General features: G+C 62.6%; 17 protein-coding genes. 11 read left to right on the top strand and 6 right to left on the bottom strand.

The genetic code is table 11. From position 1 onward, the window contains the following. Window positions 1-125 precede the first annotated feature (125 nt). Together purL and ABVN20_RS08265 are read left to right on the top strand one after the other, a co-directional pair. A complete protein-coding gene (purL, locus tag ABVN20_RS08270) occupies window positions 126-4,022 on the top strand; it encodes a phosphoribosylformylglycinamidine synthase (RefSeq protein ID WP_368555163.1) in 3,897 nt (1,298 codons plus the stop codon). Between the two features lie 4 nt (window positions 4,023-4,026). Then, entirely contained in the window at window positions 4,027-4,338 is a 312-nt protein-coding gene (locus ABVN20_RS08265; RefSeq protein ID WP_368555161.1) for an NGG1p interacting factor NIF3, read from the top strand. Between the two features lie 295 nt (window positions 4,339-4,633). Here ABVN20_RS08265 and ABVN20_RS08260 read toward each other — a convergent pair whose 3' ends face one another. From ABVN20_RS08260 to ABVN20_RS08250, 3 genes are all read right to left on the bottom strand, one after another. After that, on the bottom strand, window positions 4,634-9,349 hold the full coding sequence (locus ABVN20_RS08260; protein WP_368555160.1) for a DUF4329 domain-containing protein: 4,716 nt from the start codon (window positions 9,347-9,349) through the stop codon (window positions 4,634-4,636). Between the two features lie 213 nt (window positions 9,350-9,562). Beyond that, window positions 9,563-10,069, bottom strand: a complete 507-nt coding sequence (locus tag ABVN20_RS08255) for a murein L,D-transpeptidase family protein (protein WP_368555158.1) — start codon at window positions 10,067-10,069, stop codon at window positions 9,563-9,565. A 48-nt stretch (window positions 10,070-10,117) separates the two neighbouring features. Further along, on the bottom strand, window positions 10,118-10,669 hold the full coding sequence (locus ABVN20_RS08250; RefSeq protein WP_368555157.1) for an NUDIX hydrolase: 552 nt from the start codon (window positions 10,667-10,669) through the stop codon (window positions 10,118-10,120). A gap of 165 nt (window positions 10,670-10,834) precedes the next feature. Between ABVN20_RS08250 and ABVN20_RS08245 the strand changes: the two genes are divergently transcribed. From ABVN20_RS08245 to purT, 5 genes are all read left to right on the top strand, one after another. After that, complete coding sequence (locus tag ABVN20_RS08245) at window positions 10,835-11,434, top strand: CoA pyrophosphatase (RefSeq protein WP_368555155.1); 600 nt, start codon at window positions 10,835-10,837, stop codon at window positions 11,432-11,434. Between the two features lie 43 nt (window positions 11,435-11,477). Then, the gene (locus ABVN20_RS08240) at window positions 11,478-12,002 is read left to right on the top strand and encodes a gamma carbonic anhydrase family protein (protein WP_368555154.1); all 525 of its coding nucleotides are present in this window, start codon (window positions 11,478-11,480) and stop codon (window positions 12,000-12,002) included. Continuing rightward, window positions 11,999-12,214, top strand: a complete 216-nt coding sequence (locus ABVN20_RS08235; RefSeq protein ID WP_368555152.1) for a DUF1289 domain-containing protein — start codon at window positions 11,999-12,001, stop codon at window positions 12,212-12,214. The genes ABVN20_RS08240 and ABVN20_RS08235 overlap by 4 nt, the downstream gene beginning before the upstream one ends. A gap of 171 nt (window positions 12,215-12,385) precedes the next feature. Then, window positions 12,386-12,853, top strand: a complete 468-nt coding sequence (locus ABVN20_RS08230; RefSeq protein ID WP_368555151.1) for a preQ0 transporter — start codon at window positions 12,386-12,388, stop codon at window positions 12,851-12,853. Between the two features lie 97 nt (window positions 12,854-12,950). Next, window positions 12,951-14,132 (top strand): formate-dependent phosphoribosylglycinamide formyltransferase, encoded by a 1,182-nt coding sequence (purT, locus tag ABVN20_RS08225; RefSeq protein ID WP_368555149.1) that lies wholly within the window; start codon window positions 12,951-12,953, stop codon window positions 14,130-14,132. Between the two features lie 156 nt (window positions 14,133-14,288). Here purT and ABVN20_RS08220 read toward each other — a convergent pair whose 3' ends face one another. The 3 genes from ABVN20_RS08220 to ABVN20_RS08210 form a co-directional block, all read right to left on the bottom strand. Next, on the bottom strand, window positions 14,289-15,605 hold the full coding sequence (locus ABVN20_RS08220) for an MFS transporter (protein WP_368555148.1): 1,317 nt from the start codon (window positions 15,603-15,605) through the stop codon (window positions 14,289-14,291). A gap of 195 nt (window positions 15,606-15,800) precedes the next feature. After that, window positions 15,801-17,036 (bottom strand): transporter associated domain-containing protein, encoded by a 1,236-nt coding sequence (locus tag ABVN20_RS08215; protein ID WP_368555146.1) that lies wholly within the window; start codon window positions 17,034-17,036, stop codon window positions 15,801-15,803. Window positions 17,037-17,048: 12 nt separating this feature from the next. Then, window positions 17,049-17,861: an inner membrane protein YpjD gene (locus tag ABVN20_RS08210; RefSeq protein WP_368555145.1), complete on the bottom strand. Its 813-nt coding sequence runs from the start codon at window positions 17,859-17,861 to the stop codon at window positions 17,049-17,051. Window positions 17,862-18,055: 194 nt separating this feature from the next. Between ABVN20_RS08210 and ffh the strand changes: the two genes are divergently transcribed. The 4 genes from ffh (at window position 18,056) to trmD (ending at window position 21,230) form a co-directional block, all read left to right on the top strand. Beyond that, window positions 18,056-19,432, top strand: a complete 1,377-nt coding sequence (gene ffh, locus ABVN20_RS08205; protein WP_368555144.1) for a signal recognition particle protein — start codon at window positions 18,056-18,058, stop codon at window positions 19,430-19,432. A 249-nt stretch (window positions 19,433-19,681) separates the two neighbouring features. Then, the gene (gene rpsP / locus ABVN20_RS08200) at window positions 19,682-19,933 is read left to right on the top strand and encodes a 30S ribosomal protein S16 (protein ID WP_262114813.1); all 252 of its coding nucleotides are present in this window, start codon (window positions 19,682-19,684) and stop codon (window positions 19,931-19,933) included. A 5-nt stretch (window positions 19,934-19,938) separates the two neighbouring features. After that, window positions 19,939-20,475, top strand: coding sequence for a ribosome maturation factor RimM (gene rimM / locus ABVN20_RS08195; RefSeq protein ID WP_368555143.1), 537 nt, complete (start codon window positions 19,939-19,941; stop codon window positions 20,473-20,475). Between the two features lie 2 nt (window positions 20,476-20,477). Then, window positions 20,478-21,230 carry a tRNA (guanosine(37)-N1)-methyltransferase TrmD gene (trmD, locus tag ABVN20_RS08190; RefSeq protein WP_368555141.1) on the top strand — a complete coding sequence of 251 codons (753 nt, stop codon included), beginning with the start codon at window positions 20,478-20,480 and terminating at the stop codon, window positions 21,228-21,230. The last annotated feature ends 10 nt before the right edge of the window (window positions 21,231-21,240 follow it).

The raw sequence follows: 21,240 nt of genomic DNA, 5'->3' as shown, positions 1-21,240 counted from the left end.
TGGGGCGCAAAAAGCCGGTTCGGCGCGCGGGGGCGACCGTGTGTACCGTTTCGGGTGATGTCGCGGGCGGTTTAGGCTAGAATGCACGGCCTCAAAGCACACCCCTTCCCGAGGCTGTCCCGAAGATGTTGATCCTGCGCGGCGCTCCTGCCCTTTCTGCCTTTCGCCACAGCAAACTCCTTGAGCAACTGAGCCAGAAGGTTCCGGCTGTCAGTGGCCTGTATGCTGAATTCGCTCACTTCGCCGAAGTTACCGGCGTCCTGACCGGCGACGAACAGCAGGTGCTCGCGCGCCTTCTGAAGTACGGCCCAAGCGTTCCGGTACAGGAGCCGACCGGTCGTCTGTTCCTGGTACTGCCGCGTTTCGGCACGATCTCGCCGTGGTCCAGTAAAGCCAGCGATATCGCCCGCAACTGTGGCCTGAGCAAAGTCCAGCGCCTGGAGCGCGGCATCGCGTTCTACGTCGCCGGCCAGTTCAGCGACGCTGACGCCCAGCTGATTTCGGACGTGCTGCACGACCGCATGACCCAGATCGTGCTGGGTAACCTGGAACAGGCTGCCGGCCTGTTCAGCCACGCCGAACCGAAGCCGCTGACCGCCATCGACGTACTGGGTGGCGGGCGCGCCGCGCTGGAAAAAGCCAACGTCGAGCTCGGCCTGGCCCTGGCCGAAGACGAAATCGACTACCTGGTCAACGCCTTCGTCGGCTTGAAGCGCAACCCGCACGACATCGAGCTGATGATGTTCGCCCAGGCGAACTCCGAGCACTGCCGTCACAAGATCTTCAACGCCAGTTGGGACATCGACGGCCAGAGCCAGGAAAAAAGCCTGTTCGGCATGATCAAGAACACCTATCAGATGCACAGCGAAGGCGTACTGTCCGCTTATAAGGACAATGCCTCGGTGATCGTCGGCAGCGTCGCCGGCCGCTTCTTCCCGGACCCTGAAACCCGCCAGTACGGCGCGGTGCAGGAGCCGGTGCACATCCTGATGAAGGTCGAGACCCACAACCACCCGACCGCGATTGCCCCGTTCCCGGGCGCTTCCACCGGTTCCGGTGGCGAAATCCGTGACGAAGGTGCCACCGGTCGTGGCGCCAAGCCAAAGGCCGGCCTGACCGGTTTCACCGTATCCAACCTGCAGATCCCGGGCTTCGAACAGCCATGGGAAGTGCCGTACGGCAAGCCGGAGCGCATCGTCACCGCGCTGGACATCATGATCGAAGGCCCGCTGGGCGGCGCCGCGTTCAACAACGAATTCGGCCGTCCGGCACTGACCGGCTACTTCCGTACGTTCGAGCAGTCGATCGCCACCCCGCATGGCGACGAAGTGCGCGGTTACCACAAGCCGATCATGCTGGCCGGCGGCATGGGCAACATCCGTGAAGAACACGTGCAGAAGGGCGAGATCGTCGTCGGCTCCAAGCTGATCGTGCTGGGTGGCCCGGCGATGCTGATCGGCCTGGGTGGCGGTGCCGCTTCCTCCATGGCCACCGGTGCGAGCTCGGCTGACCTGGACTTCGCCTCGGTGCAGCGCGAAAACCCGGAAATGGAGCGTCGCTGCCAGGAAGTCATCGACCGTTGCTGGCAGTTGGGTGACAAGAACCCGATCAGCTTCATCCACGACGTCGGCGCGGGCGGTCTGTCCAACGCCTTCCCGGAACTGGTCAACGACGGCGACCGTGGTGGCCGTTTCGAACTGCGCAACGTGCCAAATGACGAGCCGGGCATGGCCCCGCACGAAATCTGGAGCAACGAATCCCAGGAGCGTTACGTCCTGGCGGTCGGCCCGGCCGACTTCGAGCGCTTCAAGGCGATCTGCGAGCGCGAGCGTTGCCCGTTCGCCGTGGTCGGCGAAGCCACTGCCGAACCGCAACTGACCGTCACCGACAGCCACTTCGGCAACAGCCCGGTGGACATGCCACTGGAAGTGCTGCTGGGCAAACCGCCGCGCATGCACCGTTCGGTGAGCCGCGAAGCCGAACTGGGTGACGATTTCGATCCGTCGACCCTGGACATCGCCGACAGCATCGAGCGCGTCCTGCATCACCCGGCCGTGGCCAGCAAGAGCTTCCTGATCACCATCGGCGACCGCACCATCACCGGCCTCGTGGCCCGTGACCAGATGGTCGGCCCATGGCAGGTGCCGGTGGCCGACGTTGCCGTTACCGCCACCAGCTTCGACGTCTACACCGGTGAAGCCATGGCCATGGGCGAGCGTACGCCGCTGGCCCTGCTGGACGCTCCGGCGTCGGGCCGCATGGCCATTGGTGAAACCCTGACCAACATCGCTGCCTCGCGCATCGGCAAGCTCTCCGACATCAAACTGTCGGCGAACTGGATGTCCGCTGCCGGTCACCCGGGTGAAGATGCACGCCTGTACGACACCGTGAAAGCGGTCGGCATGGAACTGTGCCCTGAGCTGGGCCTGACCATTCCGGTGGGCAAGGACTCCATGTCCATGGCCACCCGCTGGAACGACAAGGGCGAAGACAAGACCGTCACCTCGCCGATGTCGCTGATCGTCACCGGTTTCGCGCCAGTGACCGACATCCGCCAGACCCTGACCCCGCAATTGCGCATGGACAAGGGCACCACCGACCTGATCCTGATCGACCTGGGCCGTGGCCAGAACCGCATGGGCGCCTCGATTCTCGCCCAGGTTCACGGCAAGCTCGGCAATCAGGCACCGGACGTCGATGACGCCGAAGATCTCAAGGCGTTCTTCGCGGTGATCCAGGGCCTGAACGCCGACGATCACCTGCTGGCTTACCACGACCGCTCCGACGGTGGTCTGCTGACCAGCGTGGTGGAAATGGCCTTCGCCGGTCACTGCGGCCTGAGCCTGAACCTCGACAGCCTGGCGGACAGCGCCGCGGACATCGCCGCGATCCTGTTCAACGAAGAGCTGGGCGCGGTGATCCAGGTTCGTCAGGACGCCACCCCGGACATCCTCGCGCAATTCAGCGCGGCTGGCCTGGGCGACTGTGTGTCGGTGATCGGCCAGCCGATCAACAATGGCCGGATCAACATCACCTACAACGGTGACAACGTCTTCGAAGGCGAGCGTCGTCTGCTGCAACGCCAGTGGGCCGAGACCAGCTACCAGATCCAGCGTCTGCGGGATAACGCCGAGTGCGCTGAGCAGGAATTCGACGTGCTGCTGGAAGAAGACAATCCGGGCCTGAACTTCAAGCTCAGCTACGACGTCAACGAAAACGTCGCCGCGCCTTACATCAAGAAAGGCATTCGCCCACAGGTTGCCGTGCTGCGTGAGCAGGGCGTCAACGGTCAGGTGGAAATGGCGGCCGCGTTCGACCGCGCCGGTTTCAGTGCGATCGACGTGCACATGAGCGACATTCTGGCCGGCCGTGTCGACCTGAACGAGTTCAAGGGCCTGGTGGCCTGCGGTGGTTTCTCCTACGGCGACGTGCTGGGTGCCGGCGAAGGCTGGGCCAAGTCGGCTTTGTTCAACAGCCGCGCCCGCGATGCGTTCCAGGGCTTCTTTGAACGTACCGACAGCTTCACCCTCGGCGTGTGCAACGGTTGCCAGATGATGTCCAACCTGCACGAGCTGATTCCGGGCAGCGAGTTCTGGCCGCACTTCGTGCGTAACCGTTCCGAGCAGTTCGAAGCGCGTGTGGCGATGGTCCAGGTGCAGGAGTCGAACTCGATCTTCCTGCAGGGCATGGCCGGTTCGCGTATGCCGATCGCCATCGCCCACGGTGAAGGTCATGCCGAGTTCGAAAGCGAAGAGGCACTGCTCGAAGCCGATCTGTCCGGCTGCGTGGCCCTGCGTTTCGTCGACAACCACGGCAAGGTCACCGAAACCTACCCGGCCAACCCGAACGGTTCGCCGCGCGGGATCACCGGTCTGACCAGCCGCGACGGTCGCGTCACCATCATGATGCCGCACCCGGAACGTGTGTTCCGCGCCGTGCAGAACTCGTGGCGTTCCGATGACTGGAACGAAGACGCACCGTGGATGCGCATGTTCCGCAACGCCCGCGTCTGGGTGAACTGAGGCGGTGTACAAGCTCTGCTTCTTTGTGCCCGACAGCCACGTCGAGACGGTGAAAACCGCCGTCTTCGAAGCCGGCGGCGGGCGCATCGGCGACTACGACCACTGTGCCTGGCAAGTGCTGGGTCAGGGCCAGTTCCGCGCGTTGGACGGCAGCCAGCCGTACATCGGCAAACTGGGTGAAGTGGAAGTGCTCGATGAATGGAAAGTGGAGCTGGTGGTGGCGGACGAGTGGATCAAGGCGTGCGTAGCGGCCTTGAAACTCAGTCATCCCTACGAGACACCGGCTTACGAGGTGTGGCGATTGGAAGATTTCTGATCGCCCTGCCGCAATAAAAACCCGCTGGGCCGTTATGGCCAGCGGGTTTTTTAATGCCTGCACCCCGCCCCTGTAGGAGCGAGCTTGCTCGCGATTGCGGTGTGACAGTCAACATTTACGTACCTGACCCACCGCCATCGCGAGCAAGCTCGCTCCTACAGATTCTATGCCGCCCAAAAATTCCACGACTGACCCGGCCCCTGTAGGAGCGAGCTTGCTCGCGATTGCGGTGTGCCAGTCAACATTTACGTCCCTGATCCACCGCCATCGCGAGCAAGCTCGCTCCTACAGGGTTTCAGAGTTCGTCACGGGTGTGCACGACGCCCAGGTTGGGTGACTGTTGGCGCTGCTCCCGCCACTGCTTGCCCATGCGCCCGGTCTGGCGCCAGTAATGCCCGGCGATCAGCACGCGAAAATCGCCGAGTTCGACCAGTCGGGTGATGAAGTCTTCGGGGCCGAGTTTCGTGATCCACCTGCCGCCTTCGAAGGCCACCGGCGCCGTCGACAGCAACGCCTTTTCGGCTGCCGAGTATTGCGGGGTGTAGCGCAGCAATACGCCGTGAGGGCTTGTGTAGTAGTGGTAGCGAATGTCGAAACCTTTGTCTTTCAGGTCGTGGGTGCGCTCGCGAACCATCAGCGGCGAGGCGTAGTTGGCGTAGACCTGTTCGTTGTCCGGCGCTTGTGTCGTGTTGCCGGACAGGAACAACTGATGCGCCGCCACCGGTTCGTAACCCTCGGGATACGTGGGGTAGCGGTCGATCGAAGTCCTGGAAGGATCCTGCCGTGGACGGAAGATGCGATTGACCGAGTTTTCCCCACTGGCATTGCTGCCCAGGGCCTCCAACGGCACGAACCGACGGGCAGCGTCGGCAGACGAAGTCGGACGCGCGAGAATCGCGCTGTCGAAACCCGAGTCGATGTCGTGGGAATACCCGCTGCCAGCGCGTTGCTGGATGTAGCGGGCGGCATCATCACAGTCATCGAACAGCGGCCCCAATGTCGGCTCGGGATCGACCGCCCAGCGTTGCTGCGTCAACAGGTCGGCCATGCGCGGCTGCCAGTTGGCATCGACCCGGCCATGGCGCGACCAGTAGGGGCTGGTGATGATCACCTCGAGCGTACCGGCCCGTGCCATGCGCCGGATGTAGTCCGGCAGGTCGAATCGGCCCTGTGCCAGGTCATCCTCATCCTGAGTCGCCTGCACCTGGGTGGCGAACTGGTTGGACCGCAACTCCACCTGACCCTGGGCGTCGAGGAACTCACCCTGCTCGTAGCTGCTCATGGCGAACCGCAGCAGCGCTCCATCGGCGCAGGACAAGTACACCACCCGATAACCCTGAGGCGTGTAAGCCGCCGAACACACGCCGTGCATGTCCAGTGGCGAGAACAGGAACCGCCGGCAGTCATGCGCCTGATCGGCGGCGCGTTGGGCGCACAGGTACAACGCGTGCACCGTGGTGTGGGCAGGTGGCGTGCCTCGCGGCAAGACTCGGTCGACGGACAGGGGCGAAGCCTGCACCGGCAGCGGCAAGCTGGCGTAGAACAGGCCATCGCGGGCGCCCGACAGCATCAGGCCGAACGTCGCAACGGCCCGCTCGCCGGCAGCCTCGTGAACATGCCGGGCCGCCGCATTGGCCTGCAGGAACATCGGGCTGCACAGCGGCGCGGACCTGGCCTTGGTCTCGAGTGTGGTCACCACAGGGTAGGGCTGCCAGCCGCTCACCGTGCGCGGCTTGCCCCAGAAGGGGCTGGCGGCGACGACCTGCAAACTGCCTGCGCCGATCAGGCAGTTGAGCCAGGCACCGGGCTTGAGTTCGCCGCTGTAGAGCAGTTGCCTGACGGTGCCGGCGGTCAGTTGCGCAGCATCCCCGGCCAGGCCCGGCACCACGCTCTTCAATTGGCCATGCAGGTCGCCCAGCAGCCGGCTGCGATAACGAATGATCGCGCCCTGGGGGCCGAACAGGTATTCGTCGAGCGCCGGATCGGCCTGGGGCGCCGGAATTCTTTTGCGGTTGAATGCGGTGAACAGGGTGTCAACCGTCGGCAGATTCAGGTACGTCTGTTTCTGCAAATGCGACAGCACCAGCGAAGGTTCACCCACGACCCGGCTGCGGTAGCGACCGGCAACCTTGCACCCCGCGGGAAACAGCCCGGCGAGGATACTTTGCGCGGGGTAGATGACACTGACGTCGAAATCCTCACTGGTCACTTCGGCAGGCTCGGTGCTCAGGTACAGCCCGTCGGCGCGGATCAGCAGCAGGCCGGCGAAGATCCGCCGTGGCTCATCGGGCATTCGCGAACGGGCGTAGGCTGCCGCGTCGTCCATGCTCTTGAAGGCAGGGCTGAGTTCGCGCCGTTGCAGGTTCTCGAACGGGCGCCAGTGCACATCGACCGGCCCGGGCCGGTCCCAGCACAAACTGGTGCGCATGACCTGCAGCCCGCCATGCTTGATCATGGCGCGAACAAACTCGTCAGGCTGCATTTTGCCGCTGCTCAGCAGGCTCTTGAAGTCATCGAGACCCAGGCCCGGCGCGTCGTTGTCGAACAGCCGGTTACCCTTGCGATTGTCGAATTTGAGCAGCGCGCCATCCTGGGTGCTGATGTACAGCGCGATGGGGTCGGGCGACTCGGCGACTGGCCGGCGCCGTGAGTAATACACCGCGGAATAAAGGTCATCGGGCAGGATGAAATACTGCGACAGCCAGGACGTGGGCTGTTCCAGCGAACGCTTCAGGCGTTGGCGCGAGTAGAAGAACGCATGACGTTGGAAACCCGCTGGATAGGTGTACCAAGGTGGCGTGCGGCTGACCCCGAACAGGCTTTGCGGCTGGAACACGTCGTTCCTGGCCTCGCCGACCGGGATCAATTCGCTGGCGACGTACTCCTCGCGCTCCTTGTGTTTGAGGATGAAGCCAAACCAGGCTTTTTCCTGATCGTGCAGGCGCACATCCCGCGAATACTGGTCCTCGGCGGCGGCATCGGCGCTGTAGAACACTGCGCCAAACGCCACTTGCTCGGGACGTTTCCATTGCGAAGGGGCCTGGGCCGCCGCCCAGTTGGATGTCACCAGACCACGGGGGCCCCACATTTCGCTGTTGACGATCATCGTCAGGCGCCCGGCGGCGGCCTGCTCCTTGATGAAGGCATGGGGCAAGGTCAGGCCGGTTTCCAGCTCCTGCACCACCGGCCCTGGGTGCTTGTGTGTCCCCAGACGTTTTACAAGCGATTGGGCGGTGCCGGTTTCACCGGGCTCGAAGCGCAACAGGGTCCTGGCAGAACCGGATAAATACAGGGGCAGTTGATCGAGCAGCACCTGGCGCGTTTCTTCGACGCTGAACATTTGCAGGCTCAGGGCGGCGTCCTGTCGGGACCATTTGCGCTTCTGCACGTTCTCCGGGTCGAGCCGCGACAATGCCTCGTGGGAAACGTAACGAGCGTGCAAAACCAGGCCGCTGGGGAAAATCGACCGGCCAGCGTTGTCCTGGGGGTAGAGTCGGCCGCTGCTGAGCGCCTCGATACCGCCTTCGAGCGCGAGTGTGGCGACGAACCGCTGGTCGCCGCGTTGAAAGATATAGCCGGCGAAACGCCGGTCCCGACGCTGCCCGATCTGCCGATGCAGATAACGGGCGGCGTCGTCAGCGGACAGGAACAACGGGCTGAGGACCGGCCATGGAAAACCGGCGAAGGCTTGCCACTCGCTGCCGACAATCCCGGGACGTGTCCATAACGCGCTGGCGCGCAGCACTTCAAGCGGTCCGGCCTGGGCGACTTCGGCCACGTAATCGCTGGGTTTGAGTGCTCCGGTGCGTAACCTGGCCTGGCGGCCACCGTTACCGATGGAGCCGTCGGGATTGTCAGTGCTCAGCGCAACTTCCTGTGCCGAGCCGCTGAAACTGTACTTGAGCATGGCCGCGTCCCCGGCCTGCATGTACAGCGAAAACGGTTGGCCGGGCTCACGCGGCACAGCGCGCTGGCAGGCAACGGCCACGGCCAGGTCGGCCGGGGTGAAGAAGTTCTCGTAGAGCCAGGGCTCCTGGGGCGGAGACTGCGCCGGGTCAGGCCGGGATGCGTAGTAGAAACCGTCCAGCAGATAGTCGGCCGGCAACGTCAACTGGCCGTCGTCGCCCGTGGGGAAATACAGCGCCGGGGTCCAGGCGGCACGGCCGGCGGGGCGTGCCTGGGTGGCGACGAAGGTGGGCGACGAGCGGTGTCTGAGCACCAGCCCCCAGGACTGCGCGCTCTTGGGTTTCAGCGCCGCCAGCACGGCGTGCTCGGCGCTGACACACAGGCGAGTCAGTGCCGGCATTTGCGTGATCCGGCTCCTGGAAAAGCCCCGGCCGGGCTTCCAGTCGGTCGGTACCTTGCCCACCGAGTCGCCCCAGTCCTTGTTTGAAACCACCACCGCCAGCTCGCCGAGGGCAGCGACTTTACGGATGACATTGGCCACCCCGTACACGCCTGCCGGGTCGCCCTTGGGGGCGCCGGCCTTGAGCCAGCGTAAATAGTCGAGTTCTTCCGCCGAGCCGCTGGGCGTGTATTTCAGCAGCGAACCATCAGGGCCGCTGAGATAGGCGCTCTGAAAGAAGCGGCGTTCGGAGACGTCGGCGACGAAGTCGATTTCGGAGAAGAAGCCGAGGAACAGCCTGAGCGTGAGCTCATCCTGACCCGGATTGGCGGCGCGGACTTTGTCGTGGGCCGGCGGGTGGGAATGCACGTTGGCCACACAGGTGTAGCCCGGTGGGTGCAGGTAGTTGCCCAGGGCATCGACGTCGAGGAGGTTGCGCAGGTCAAAGCGGTTCACGGTGCCGGGCACTGGCTCGGTCGCCTTGAATGGGCCGTCTGGCTGACGCAGGATCAGGCTGCCTTGTTCGCGGTCGGAGTTCGCTGGGATCTGCTGGTGAACCCAGCGTGCGGCATCTTCTTCAGTCAAAAAGCCCGGGCTCAGGGGCGGCAGGTTTTTTTCAGGGGGCGATAGAGCGGCGCGGGTTTCGCGGCCGGACACGTCATTCATGATCAAAATCCTTTTTGAAAATCGGGATAGTTATCGAATGAGTGTGTGGCGGAGGGGGAGGGGGTTAGCGGTACATAGTTGTTGGGTGTGTGTCAGGGGGTTTTTGTTGCCTGGTCTGGCGCTATCGCGAGCAAGCTCGCTCCTACAAGGATCGCGCTGAACCCTGTAGGAGCGGGCTTGCCCGCGATGGCGTCGGAACAGTCACCGCAAATATCAAGGCCGAATCTCGATCATCGTCCCATCCGGCACCAGGTTCCACACCTCGCGCATATCAACGTTGCGCAAGGCAATGCAGCCGTCGGTCCAGTCCAGGGTGTGGAACAGGTCTTCGGGGTTTTCCTCGGAGTCCGGCGTGCCGTGGATCATGATCATCCCGCCCGGATCGACGCCTTCACGCCGGGCACGGGCCGAGTCGCTGATGTTCGGGTAGGAAATGTGCATCGACAGGTTGAATTTGTCGCTGGTCTTGCGCCAGTCCAGCCAGTAGAAGCCTTCGGGCGTGCGTTTGTCGCCTTCGATCAGCTTGGGGCCTTTTTTCGCGCCTTTGCCCAGGGAGATGCGATAGGTCTTGAGTGGTTTGCCGTCGTTGATCAATTGCAATTGATGGGCGGACTTGAGCACCAGGACTTTCTCGATGACTTTGCCGTCGTAGGTGCCCACGGCGGAAGCCTGGGACACAGCAGCGAGCGACAGGCAGAACAGGGCAAGCAACCAACGCATTGAAACAATTCCCCAGAAGTGACGCCGATATTTTCGTTATTGAGTGTTTCAGGTGATGGCAGGCTGGACCAGCGGCGGGATCGACTCGGACCGCACGGGGTAGACCTCGGCCCGCCGGTCAGCGAAGAAGCATTCTAAGGTACGGCCCACCGTGCGGAAAGCCAGCTCGGACCACGGGATCTCGTCTTCGTCGAAAAGGGCCACTTCGAGGCTCTCGGGGCCGGCGGAAAAATCCAGATCCGCGAGTTCCGCGCGGAAAAACACGTGCACCTGGCTGATGTGCGGCACGTCGATCAGGGTGTAGATGCTCAGATTACGGACGCGCGCGCAGGCTTCTTCGGCGGTTTCGCGAATGGCCGCCTGCTCGATGGTCTCGCCGTTTTCCATGAAGCCTGCGGGCAGGGTCCAGTAGCCGAGCCTTGGTTCGATGGCGCGACGGCACAACAACACTTTCGAGCCCCAGGTCGGTACGCAGCCGGCGACGATATTGGGATTCTGGTAGTGAATGGTCTGACAGCTGTCACAGACATACCGCAGGCGCGAGTCGCCTTCGGGAATGCGTTGGGTGACCGTGTTGCCGCACTGACTGCAAAATTTCATGCTCGGGTTCCTGGGGCCGCGGCTATGGCGCGTATCTTGCCGTGCATCTTGGCGTGTGGCGGTGCCTGTCGCAAGTTGTCGTTTAGCGACACGTGGCCGTTCGGGGGTTGGGCGGTCGGTGTGATTGGTGCATGATGCAAGGCAGAGAACGAATCGAGAAGACTCATGCTGGACGAGCTACTGCATCGAGTAAGTAACCACACCCCCCGCACACTGGAGACCGACAAGCGGTTCCCCGAGGCCGCGGTTCTGGTGCCTATCACTCGCAGTGACGAACCGGAACTGGTCCTGACCCTGCGCGCCAGCGGGCTCTCGACCCATGGCGGCGAAGTGGCCTTTCCCGGCGGGCGTCGCGACCCTGAAGATCCGGACCTGATTTTCACCGCCCTGCGTGAAGCCGAAGAGGAAATCGGCCTGCCGCCGGGGCTGGTCGAGGTGATCGGCCCGCTCAGTCCCCTGATCTCGCTGCACGGGATCAAGGTCACGCCTTATGTGGGAGTGATCCCGGATTTCGTCGAATACCAGGCCAACGATGCCGAAATCGCCGCCGTGTTCAGCGTGCCCCTGGAGTTTTTCCGCGAGGACCCGCGCGAGCATACCCACCGCATCGACTATCAGGGGCGTAGCTGGTACGTGCCGAGTTATCGTTACGGCGGATACAAGATCTGGGGGCTGACCGCGATCATGATCGTCGAGTTGATCAACCTGCTGTACGACGCCCGCATCAGCCTGCATCAGCCGCCCAAGAGTTTTATCAATACCTGAAGCCATCGCTCGTATGGCCAGCCCGAGCCCTGAGGACATAACAATGAAATATCGCCTGGGCGACGCCCGCGTCGAAACCCACCCACAGAGCTGGGTTGCTCCCAACGCCGTGCTGGTGGGCAAGGTCAAACTGGAAGAGGGCGCCAACGTCTGGTTCAACGCCGTGCTGCGGGGCGACAACGAGCTGATCCTGATCGGCAAGAACAGCAACGTCCAGGATGGCACGGTGATGCACACCGACATGGGCTACCCGCTGACCCTCGGCACCGGCGTCACCGTCGGCCACAACGCCATGCTGCACGGCTGCACGGTCGGCGACTACAGCCTGATCGGCATCAACGCGGTGATCCTCAACGGCGCAAAGATCGGTAAAAACTGCATCATCGGCGCCAACTCGCTGATCGGCGAAGGCAAGGAAATTCCCGACGGTTCGCTGGTCATGGGCTCGCCCGGCAAGGTCGTGCGCGAACTGACCGAGGCGCAGAAGAAAATGCTCGAAGCCAGCGCCGCCCACTATGTGCATAACGCCCAGCGTTACGCCCGTGACCTGGCCGAGCAGGAACAATGACCACCCCGGAACGCCCGGTCCTGTCGCCCTGCGTGAGCATTTGTGCGCTGGACGACGATGACATCTGCATCGGCTGCCAGCGCACGGTGCAGGAAATCACCGGCTGGAGCCGCATGGATAACGACGAGCGGCGCCGGGTGCTGGGGTTGTGCCATGAGCGGGCCAAAGCCAGTGGGGTGCTTTGGATGGTGGGGGACAAGTCCGGGAATTGAGGTGTGCCCATCGCGAGCAGGCTCGCTCCCACAGGAGATCTTCTGAGCACTGAAGACTCCCTGTGGGAGCGAGCCTGCTCGCGATAGGGCCTTCACAGTCGCCGCATCACTTGGCCCCAACCCCCGCTCTCAAGTACCCTGCACCACCCGTTCCAGATACCCCAACCTCAAATGCTCTTCCTGATCGCCTACATCAGCAGCGTCGTGCTGATCAACTACGCCTTTTCCACCGCTCCCCACCTGGACATCATCTGGTCCGCCTGGGGCGGGCTGGTGTTCGTGTTGCGCGACATGGTGCAGATCCGCTTCGGCCATGGCGCGATCGTGGCCATGCTGGTGGCGCTGGTGCTGTCGTATGTCACCTCCGACCCGTCCATCGCCCTGGCCAGCGCCACGGCGTTCGCCGTCTCGGAGTGCATCGACTGGCTGGTGTTCACCATCACCAAGCGCCCGCTGCACGACCGCCTGTGGATAAGTTCGGCCCTGAGCATTCCGCTCGATACCTTCATCTTTTTCGGCATGATCGACGCCTTCACCGCACCGGTGATCCTCACTGCCATGGGCTCGAAATTCGCCGGGGTCACCGCCGTCTGGCTGATCATGGCGTGGCGCAACCGCAAACAGGCTGTCGCCAGCTGAAGCCAAACCCTGCGGTTCATGTAAAATGCCGCGCTTTCTTCCCTTGGAAAGCGCGCCTGGCGCTTTCCTCGATGATCCGCTTCTTCGAGGACCTGAGATGACCCGTATCGGAACTCCATTGTCGCCCACCGCGACCCGCGTATTGATGTGTGGCTGTGGCGAGTTGGGCAAGGAAGTGGTGATCGAGCTGCAACGCCTGGGCGTTGAAGTGATTGCCGTGGACCGCTACGCCGACGCGCCGGCCATGCAGGTGGCGCACCGCAGCCACGTGATCAACATGCTCGACGGCGCCGCCCTGCGTGCGGTGATCGAAGCCGAGAAGCCGCACTTCATCGTGCCGGAAATCGAAGCCATCGCCACCGCGACCCTGGTCGAACTGGAAGCCGAAGGTTTCACCGTGGTGCCGACCGCCCGCGCCGCGCAACTGACCATGAACCGTGAAGGCATCCGTCGCCTGGCCGCCGAAGAGCTGGACCTGCCGACCTCGCCGTACCACTTCGCTGACACCTTCGAGGACTACAGCAAGGCCGTCGAGGACCTGGGTTTCCCGTGTGTGGTCAAACCGGTCATGAGTTCGTCGGGCAAGGGCCAGAGCCTGCTGCGCAGCGCCGATGACGTGAAGGCCGCGTGGGATTACGCCCAGGAAGGCGGTCGCGCTGGCAAAGGCCGCGTGATCATTGAAGGCTTCATTGACTTCGACTACGAAATCACCTTGCTGACCGTGCGTCACGTCGGCGGCACCACCTTCTGCGCGCCGGTCGGTCACCGTCAGGAGAAGGGCGACTACCAGGAATCCTGGCAGCCACAGGCCATGAGCCCGGTGGCGCTGGCAGAGTCCGAGCGCGTGGCCAAGGCGGTCACTGAAGCCCTGGGCGGCCGTGGCATGTTCGGTGTCGAGCTGTTCATCAAAGCCGACCAGGTGTGGTTCAGCGAAGTATCGCCGCGTCCGCACGATACGGGCCTGGTGACCCTGATTTCCCAGGACCTGTCGCAGTTCGCCCTGCACGCCCGCGCCATTCTCGGCCTGCCGATTCCATTGATCCGTCAGTTCGGGCCATCGGCTTCGGCGGTGATCCTGGTGGAAGGTCAGTCGACCCAGACCGCGTTCGCCAACCTGGGCGCAGCCCTGAGCGAGCCAGATACGGCGTTGCGCCTGTTCGGCAAGCCTGAAGTCAACGGCCAGCGCCGCATGGGCGTGGCCCTGGCGCGGGACGAGTCGATCGAAGCGGCACGCGCCAAGGCGACCCGTGCTTCGCAAGCGGTCAAGGTAGAGCTCTAACCGCTGTACCTGCACCTGTACCTGTAGGAGCGAGCTTGCTCGCGATGCGGTGTGTCAGAAAAGTTGATGTGACTGACACACCGCATCGCGAGCAAGCTCGCTCCTACAGGGGATTTATGCCCTTGTAGGAGCGGGCTTGCCCGCGATAGCGATCTATCAATCCACCCGATTCAAATCGTTATTGCGTGTCTCCTTCAGGCACAGCACCGCCAGCAGGCTCAGCACCGCTGCCCCAGACACATACCCGCCGACATAACTCAACCCGCCCATCGCCACCAGCTTCTGCGCGAAGAACGGTGCTGCCGAGGCGCCGACGATGCCGCCCAGGTTGTAGGCCGCTGACGCGCCGGTATAACGCACGTGGGTCGGAAACAGTTCCGGCAGCAGCGCGCCCATCGGGGCGAAGGTCACGCCCATCAGGAACAGTTCGATGCACAGGAACAGTGCCACGCCCCAGGTTGAGCCCTGGGTCAGCAGCGGTTCCATCAGAAAGCCCGACAGGATCGCCAGCACGCCGCCGAGGATCAGGATCGGCTTGCGCCCGTAACGGTCGCTGGCCCAGGCCGACAGCGGGGTGGCGGCGGCCATGAACAGTACGGCGAAGCACAACAGGCCGAGGAAGGTTTCACGGGTGTAGCCCAGCGTCGACACGCCGTAGCTCAGGGAAAACACCGTGGAGATGTAGAACAGCGCGTAGCACACCACCATCGCCCCGGCACCCAGCAGGACCGGTGCCCAGTACTGGCTGAACAGTTCGATCAGCGGCATCTTCACCCGTTCCTGGCGCGCCATGGCGTTGGCGAAAACCGGGGTTTCGTGCAGTTTCAGGCGAACATACAGGCCGACCATCACCAGTGCAGCACTGAGCAGGAAGGGAATCCGCCAGCCCCAGGAACGGAACTGTTCGTCGTCCAGCCCCATCGCCAGGGTCAGGAACAGGCCGTTGGCAGCCAGAAAGCCAATCGAAGGGCCCAGTTGCGGGAACATGCCGAACCAGGCGCGTTTGCCCTTGGGCGCATTCTCCGTGGCCAGCAGCGCTGCGCCGCCCCATTCACCACCCAGGCCCAGGCCCTGGCCGAAACGCAGCACACAGAGCAGGATCGGTGCCCAGGCACCAATGCTGTCGTAGCCCGGCAGCACGCCGATCAACGTGGTACACACGCCCATCAGCAGCAGCGAGGCGACCAGTGTCGATTTGCGCCCGATGCGGTCACCGAAGTGGCCAAACAGCGCCGAACCCAGGGGCCGCGCGAGGAAAGCGATACCGAAGGTCAGAAACGCCGACAGCATCTGTGCGGTGCCGGAGGTCTGCGGGAAGAACACCGGACCGATCACCAGGGCGGCGGCGGTGGCGTACACATAGAAGTCGTAGAACTCGATGGCGGTACCGATGAAACTGGCGGTGGCCACGCGGGTGGCCGAGTTCGTCGGTTGTTCAGGCGTGGTTTCGGTATAGGTCGTGCTGGTGGTCATGCGGTTGTCCCTGACAGTCATGTGCTCCAGTGGAGCGAATTATTATGTTCGAACACCCAGGGATGTGGGTTTGCAGCGGGGGTGCGGGTAGCACGGGGTAAGGCGGGGCTTGGGTAAGCGTGGTGGGATTATAGGAAGGCGGCTAACGATTGAACAAGGGCGAACCCGTGCAGGAGCGGGCTCTATCTGCGGGGCTTACTGCGCAGCGGGGACCGGGCTGGTGTGCCAGATCAGTACGCGGGTCACGCGGTTGTCTTCGGTTTCCAGGATTTCCAGTCGATAACGCCCGATGTTCAGGCAGACCGAGCTGTCCGGAATGGTCTCCAGCGCCTCGGTGACCAGCCCGTTGAGGGTTTTCGGGCCGTCGCTGGGCAGGTGCCAGCCCAGGCTCTTGTTCAAGTCGCGGATCGAGGCCGCGCCGTCGATCACCAGGCGCCCGTCGGCCAGCGGGTGGATGTGCGGATTGTGCAGGCTGTGCTGGCTTTCGAATTCGCCGACGATTTCTTCGAGGATGTCTTCCAGGGTGACGATGCCCAGCACTTCGCCATACTCGTCGACCACCATGCCCAGGCGCCGTTGCTGCTTGTGGAAATTCAGCAGTTGCAGCTGCAGTGGCGTGCTTTCCGGCACGAAATACGGGTCGTAGCTGGCGGCGAGCAACGCTTCGCGTGTCAGGTTGCCGTCGGGCAGCAGGTGGCGGATCTGCCGGGTATTGAGCACGGCCTCCACCTGATTGATGTCAGCGTGGAACAGCGGCAGGCGTGTGCGCCGGTTGTTGCGCAGTTGCTCGATGATCTCTTCGAGGGAGTCGTCCAGGTTGATCCCGTCGACTTCACTGCGTGGCACCAGAATGTCGTTGACCGTGATGTTGTCCAGCGCGTGGATGCCCGGCAGCGCGTGCGGGCGGCAGACCGGGTTGTCCGGGTCGTCGTGACGGTCCTGCGGTGGCTCTTCTTCGCTCTGCTGCACCACCTTGGCTTTGCGGGCGAACGGGCGCATCAGCAGCTGGCTGAGGCCATCGAGCAGCCAGGCGGCGGGGTAGATGATTTTCAGCGGAACGCCGAGCAGGGTATTGCCCAGTGACAGGGTCGCGTCCGGGTAACGGGCGGCGAGGGCGCGTGGCAGGTAGTCGGCGAACACCAGCAGCAGCGCGCCGGCGCCGAGGCAGGCGGCCCACGGACCCTTTTCCGCCCAGGAGAACAGTGCCAGCAGGGTACTGATGACCACCACCAGCGCCCGGCACAAGGTATTGCAGAAGATCAGGCTGCTGAGCGGGAAGCTCAGTCTTGCCACCGGCTTGTCACTGGAGCGCGAAGCCGTGCGTTGCGCCAGCAAATGTTGCTGTGCGGCCTCGATGGCCGTGAACAGCCCCGACCATAAAATCAGCAGGGCCACTACGGCGAGCATCGGTCCTATGGGCAAGTCGTCCATTAATGCCGCCTGTCAGATGTGCAGGATGTATTCACGAACCAGCTTGCTGCCGAAATACGCCAGCATCAGCAGGCAGAAGCCGGCCAGGGTCCAGCGAATGGCCTTGTGGCCGCGCCAGCCCAGGCGATTGCGCCCCCAGAGCAGCACGCTGAACACCACCCACGCCAGGCACGCCAGCAGGGTTTTGTGCACCAGGTGCTGGGCGAACAGGTTGTCGACGAACAGCCATCCGGAAATCAGCGACAGCGACAGCAGGCTCCAGCCGGCCCAGAGAAAACCGAACAACAGGCTTTCCATGGTCTGCAGGGGCGGGAAGTTTTTGATCAGCCCGGACGGGTGCTTGTGCTTGAGCTGATGGTCCTGGACCAGCAGCAGCAACGCCTGGAACACCGCGATGGTGAACATGCCGTAGGCAAGGATCGACAGCAGGATATGCGCGAGGATACCCGGCTCTTCGTCGATCACCTGCACCGTGCCGGCGGGGGCGAACTGCGCGAGCAGCACCGTCGCCGCGCCCAGCGGGAACAGCAGGATCAGCAGGTTTTCCACCGGAATGCGCGAACAGGCCAGCAGCGTCAGCGCGATGACCGCGGCGGCGATCAGGCTGGCGGCGCTGAAAAAGTCCAGGCCCAGGCCGATGGGGGTCAACAGGTGGGTGAACAGGCTGGCGCTGTGTGCCAGGACGGCCAGCACGCCGAGCGTGACCAGCAGACGCTTGTTCGCCTTGGCGCCGGAGGCCAGGCGAGTGCCCTGATAGATAGTCGCAGCGGCATACAAACAGGCGGCGGCGAGCGTGGTAAGCAAACTGGGTGACAAGGGGAGCATAAGTCCTGTTAGGCAAGCCCGAAAGGCGCTGAGTTTGGCATAGAACCCCCACGGCACGAAAGTGCGAGGTGTGCGCCAGACGCAGTCTTCGCTATAATCCGCGACCTGCCCACGCCGCAGGCTCGCCGAGCACCCGTTTTTTCGCTCAGGGCCGCCATTATCCCGGTCTACACAGGGCCTGAAAGGATCGCGCAATGTTTGAAAACCTAACCGACCGTCTCTCGCAGACGCTGCGCCATGTCACCGGCAAGGCCAAGCTGACCGAGGACAACATCAAAGACACCCTGCGTGAAGTGCGCATGGCGTTGCTCGAAGCCGACGTTGCCCTGCCGGTGGTGAAGGACTTCGTCAACTCGGTCAAGGAACGTGCCGTCGGCACCGAAGTGTCGCGCAGCCTGACCCCGGGCCAGGCCTTCGTGAAAATCGTCCAGGCCGAACTCGAAAGCCTGATGGGCGCGGCCAACGAAGACCTGAACCTGAGTGCCGTTCCACCTGCCATCGTCTTGATGGCCGGTTTGCAGGGCGCTGGTAAGACCACCACCGCCGGCAAGCTGGCGCGCTTCCTTAAGGAGCGCAAGAAGAAGTCGGTAATGGTCGTGTCTGCGGACGTGTACCGTCCGGCGGCGATCAAGCAGCTGGAAACCCTGGCCAACGACATCGGCGTGACGTTCTTCCCGTCGGACCTGAGCCAGAAGCCGGTCGAGATCGCCCAGGCGGCTATTAAAGAAGCGAAGCTGAAATTCATCGACGTGGTCATCGTCGACACCGCCGGTCGCCTGCACATCGACGAAGAGATGATGGGCGAGATCAAGGCCCTGCACGCCGCGGTCAACCCGGTCGAAACGCTGTTCGTGGTCGACGCCATGACCGGCCAGGACGCCGCCAACACGGCCAAGGCCTTCGGCGATGCGCTGCCGCTGACCGGTGTGATCCTGACCAAGGTCGACGGTGACGCCCGTGGCGGTGCCGCGCTGTCGGTGCGTTCCATCACCGGCAAGCCGATCAAGTTCATCGGTATGGGTGAGAAGAGCGAAGCGCTCGAACCGTTCCACCCCGAGCGTATCGCCTCGCGAATCCTCGGCATGGGCGACGTGCTCAGCCTGATCGAACAGGCCGAAGCGACCCTCGACAAGGAAAAGGCCGACAAACTGGCCAAGAAACTGAAGAAGGGCAAGGGCTTCGACCTCGAAGACTTCCGCGATCAGTTGCAACAGATGAAGAACATGGGCGGCCTCGGCGGCCTCATGGACAAACTGCCGAGCATCGGCGGTGTCAACCTGGCGCAGATGGGCAACGCCCAGACGGCGGCAGAGAAACAGTTCAAACAGATGGAAGCCATCATCAATTCCATGACCCCGGCCGAGCGCCGCGACCCTGAGCTGATCAGCGGTTCGCGCAAGCGTCGGATCGCCATGGGTTCCGGCACCCAGGTGCAGGACATCGGTCGCTTGATCAAGCAACACAAGCAGATGCAGAAGATGATGAAGAAGTTTTCCGCCAAAGGCGGCATGGCCAAAATGATGCGCGGCATGGGCGGTATGTTGCCCGGCGGCGGCATGCCGAAAATGTAAGGAATTCGCGCCGGCAGCCTGTCGGCGCTGATCCACAGAAATGTGGGACAAACGGTAAACCCGCGCTTGGCGGGAGCCGACAGGCCGTTTTCAACGACGGCTCTATAGCAAATCTGCAAGGCGTCCGATAGGTCGCCGGAAAAAGTCATTTGCAAAAGTCCGGATATTCCTTAGAATATGCGGCCTTTCGGGCACCCATGCCCGCTGTGCCTTTAGATTTGCAGCACCGACTACAGGAACGATGTTCACATGCTAACAATCCGTCTTGCCCTTGGCGGCTCCAAAAAGCGCCCGTTTTACCACCTGACCGTAACCGACAGCCGCAACCCGCGCGACGGTTCGCACAAAGAGCAGGTTGGTTTCTTCAACCCTATCGCTCGTGGCCAGGAAGTTCGTCTGTCCGTGAACCAAGAGCGCGTAGCCTACTGGCTGAGCGTTGGTGCACAACCTTCTGAGCGTGTTGCTCAGTTGTTGAAGGACGCTGCCAAGGCTGCGGCCTGAGCAATATGAACGCGACGCCAGCTGTTGCTGATGATTTGATCGTTATCGGCAAAATTTATTCTGTTCATGGCGTTCGCGGCGAAGTGAAGGTGTATTCCTTTACTGATCCGACAGAAAACCTGTTGCAATACAAGACCTGGACGCTCAAGCGCGAAGGTAGTGTGAAACAGGTCGAGCTGGTCAGTGGACGCGGGAGCGACAAGTTCCTGGTCGCGAAGCTCAAGGGTCTTGATGATCGAGAAGAAGCACGTCTTCTGGCCGGTTATGAGATCTGCGTGCCGCGCAACCTGTTCCCTGAATTGACCGACGGCGAGTACTACTGGTACCAGCTGGAAGGTCTCAAGGTCATCGACACCCTCGGGCAATTGCTCGGTAAGGTCGATCACCTTCTGGAAACCGGCGCCAATGATGTAATGGTGGTCAAGCCTTGCGCTGGCAGCCTGGATGATCGCGAACGCCTGTTGCCGTATACCGAGCAATGCGTGTTGGCCATCGACCTGGGTGCGGGCGAGATGAAGGTGGATTGGGACGCGGATTTCTAAGCGTGGCTAACTTGCGCGTAGAAGTGATCAGTCTGTTTCCCGAGATGTTCTCCGCCATCAGCGAGTACGGCATCACCAGTCGGGCGGTGAAACAGGGGCTGTTGCAGCTGACCTGTTGGAATCCGCGAGACTACACGACGGATCGACATCACACTGTGGACGATCGCCCATTTGGCGGTGGTCCGGGCATGGTGATGAAGATCAAGCCCCTGGAAGATGCTCTGGTTCAGGCCAAGGCAGCAGCCGGGGAGGCGGCGAAGGTGATTTACCTGTCCCCCCAAGGCCGTCAACTGACTCAGTCGGCGGTACGCGATCTGGCGAATCTGGATGCATTGATCCTGATTGCCGGTCGTTATGAAGGCATTGACGAGCGTTTTATTGAGGCTCATGTCGATGAAGAGTGGTCGATTGGCGACTATGTACTGTCTGGCGGCGAGCTGCCGGCGATGGTCCTGATTGATGCGGTTACACGACTGCTGCCTGGAGCTTTAGGGCATGCGGACTCCGCCGAGGAAGATTCCTTTACGGATGGTCTGCTGGATTGCCCGCATTACACCCGACCTGAGGTGTATGCGGATCAGCGTGTACCCGACGTATTGCTAAGTGGCAATCACGCGCACATCCGGCGTTGGCGTTTACAGCAGTCCCTTGGTCGGACCTATGAACGACGCGCCGATCTTCTGGAAAGCCGCTCGCTTTCTGGAGAAGAGAAGAAGCTGCTCGAGGAATATCTCCGCGAGCGGGACGATAGTTAACAACGTATTG

It is taken from the genome of Pseudomonas sp. MYb118, from assembly GCF_040947875.1.
GTDB lineage: Bacteria > Pseudomonadota > Gammaproteobacteria > Pseudomonadales > Pseudomonadaceae > Aquipseudomonas.
Note: the sequence above shows the minus strand (reverse complement) of the source record. Positions and strands in the feature narration are given on the sequence as shown.

Excerpts from the sequence above, each read along its gene's own strand:
- purL (WP_368555163.1), top strand. The coding sequence starts at position 126 with ATGTTGATCCTGCGCGGCGCTCCTGCCCTTTCTGCCTTTCGCCACAGC.
- ABVN20_RS08260 (WP_368555160.1), bottom strand. The coding sequence starts at position 9,349 with ATGAATGACGTGTCCGGCCGCGAAACCCGCGCCGCTCTATCGCCCCCT.
- ABVN20_RS08255 (WP_368555158.1), bottom strand. The coding sequence starts at position 10,069 with ATGCGTTGGTTGCTTGCCCTGTTCTGCCTGTCGCTCGCTGCTGTGTCC.
- ABVN20_RS08250 (WP_368555157.1), bottom strand. The coding sequence starts at position 10,669 with ATGAAATTTTGCAGTCAGTGCGGCAACACGGTCACCCAACGCATTCCC.
- ABVN20_RS08245 (WP_368555155.1), top strand. The coding sequence starts at position 10,835 with ATGCTGGACGAGCTACTGCATCGAGTAAGTAACCACACCCCCCGCACA.
- ABVN20_RS08240 (WP_368555154.1), top strand. The coding sequence starts at position 11,478 with ATGAAATATCGCCTGGGCGACGCCCGCGTCGAAACCCACCCACAGAGC.
- ABVN20_RS08235 (WP_368555152.1), top strand. The coding sequence starts at position 11,999 with ATGACCACCCCGGAACGCCCGGTCCTGTCGCCCTGCGTGAGCATTTGT.
- ABVN20_RS08230 (WP_368555151.1), top strand. The coding sequence starts at position 12,386 with ATGCTCTTCCTGATCGCCTACATCAGCAGCGTCGTGCTGATCAACTAC.
- purT (WP_368555149.1), top strand. The coding sequence starts at position 12,951 with ATGACCCGTATCGGAACTCCATTGTCGCCCACCGCGACCCGCGTATTG.
- ABVN20_RS08220 (WP_368555148.1), bottom strand. The coding sequence starts at position 15,605 with ATGACCACCAGCACGACCTATACCGAAACCACGCCTGAACAACCGACG.
- ABVN20_RS08215 (WP_368555146.1), bottom strand. The coding sequence starts at position 17,036 with ATGGACGACTTGCCCATAGGACCGATGCTCGCCGTAGTGGCCCTGCTG.
- ABVN20_RS08210 (WP_368555145.1), bottom strand. The coding sequence starts at position 17,861 with ATGCTCCCCTTGTCACCCAGTTTGCTTACCACGCTCGCCGCCGCCTGT.
- ffh (WP_368555144.1), top strand. The coding sequence starts at position 18,056 with ATGTTTGAAAACCTAACCGACCGTCTCTCGCAGACGCTGCGCCATGTC.
- rpsP (WP_262114813.1), top strand. The coding sequence starts at position 19,682 with ATGCTAACAATCCGTCTTGCCCTTGGCGGCTCCAAAAAGCGCCCGTTT.
- rimM (WP_368555143.1), top strand. The coding sequence starts at position 19,939 with ATGAACGCGACGCCAGCTGTTGCTGATGATTTGATCGTTATCGGCAAA.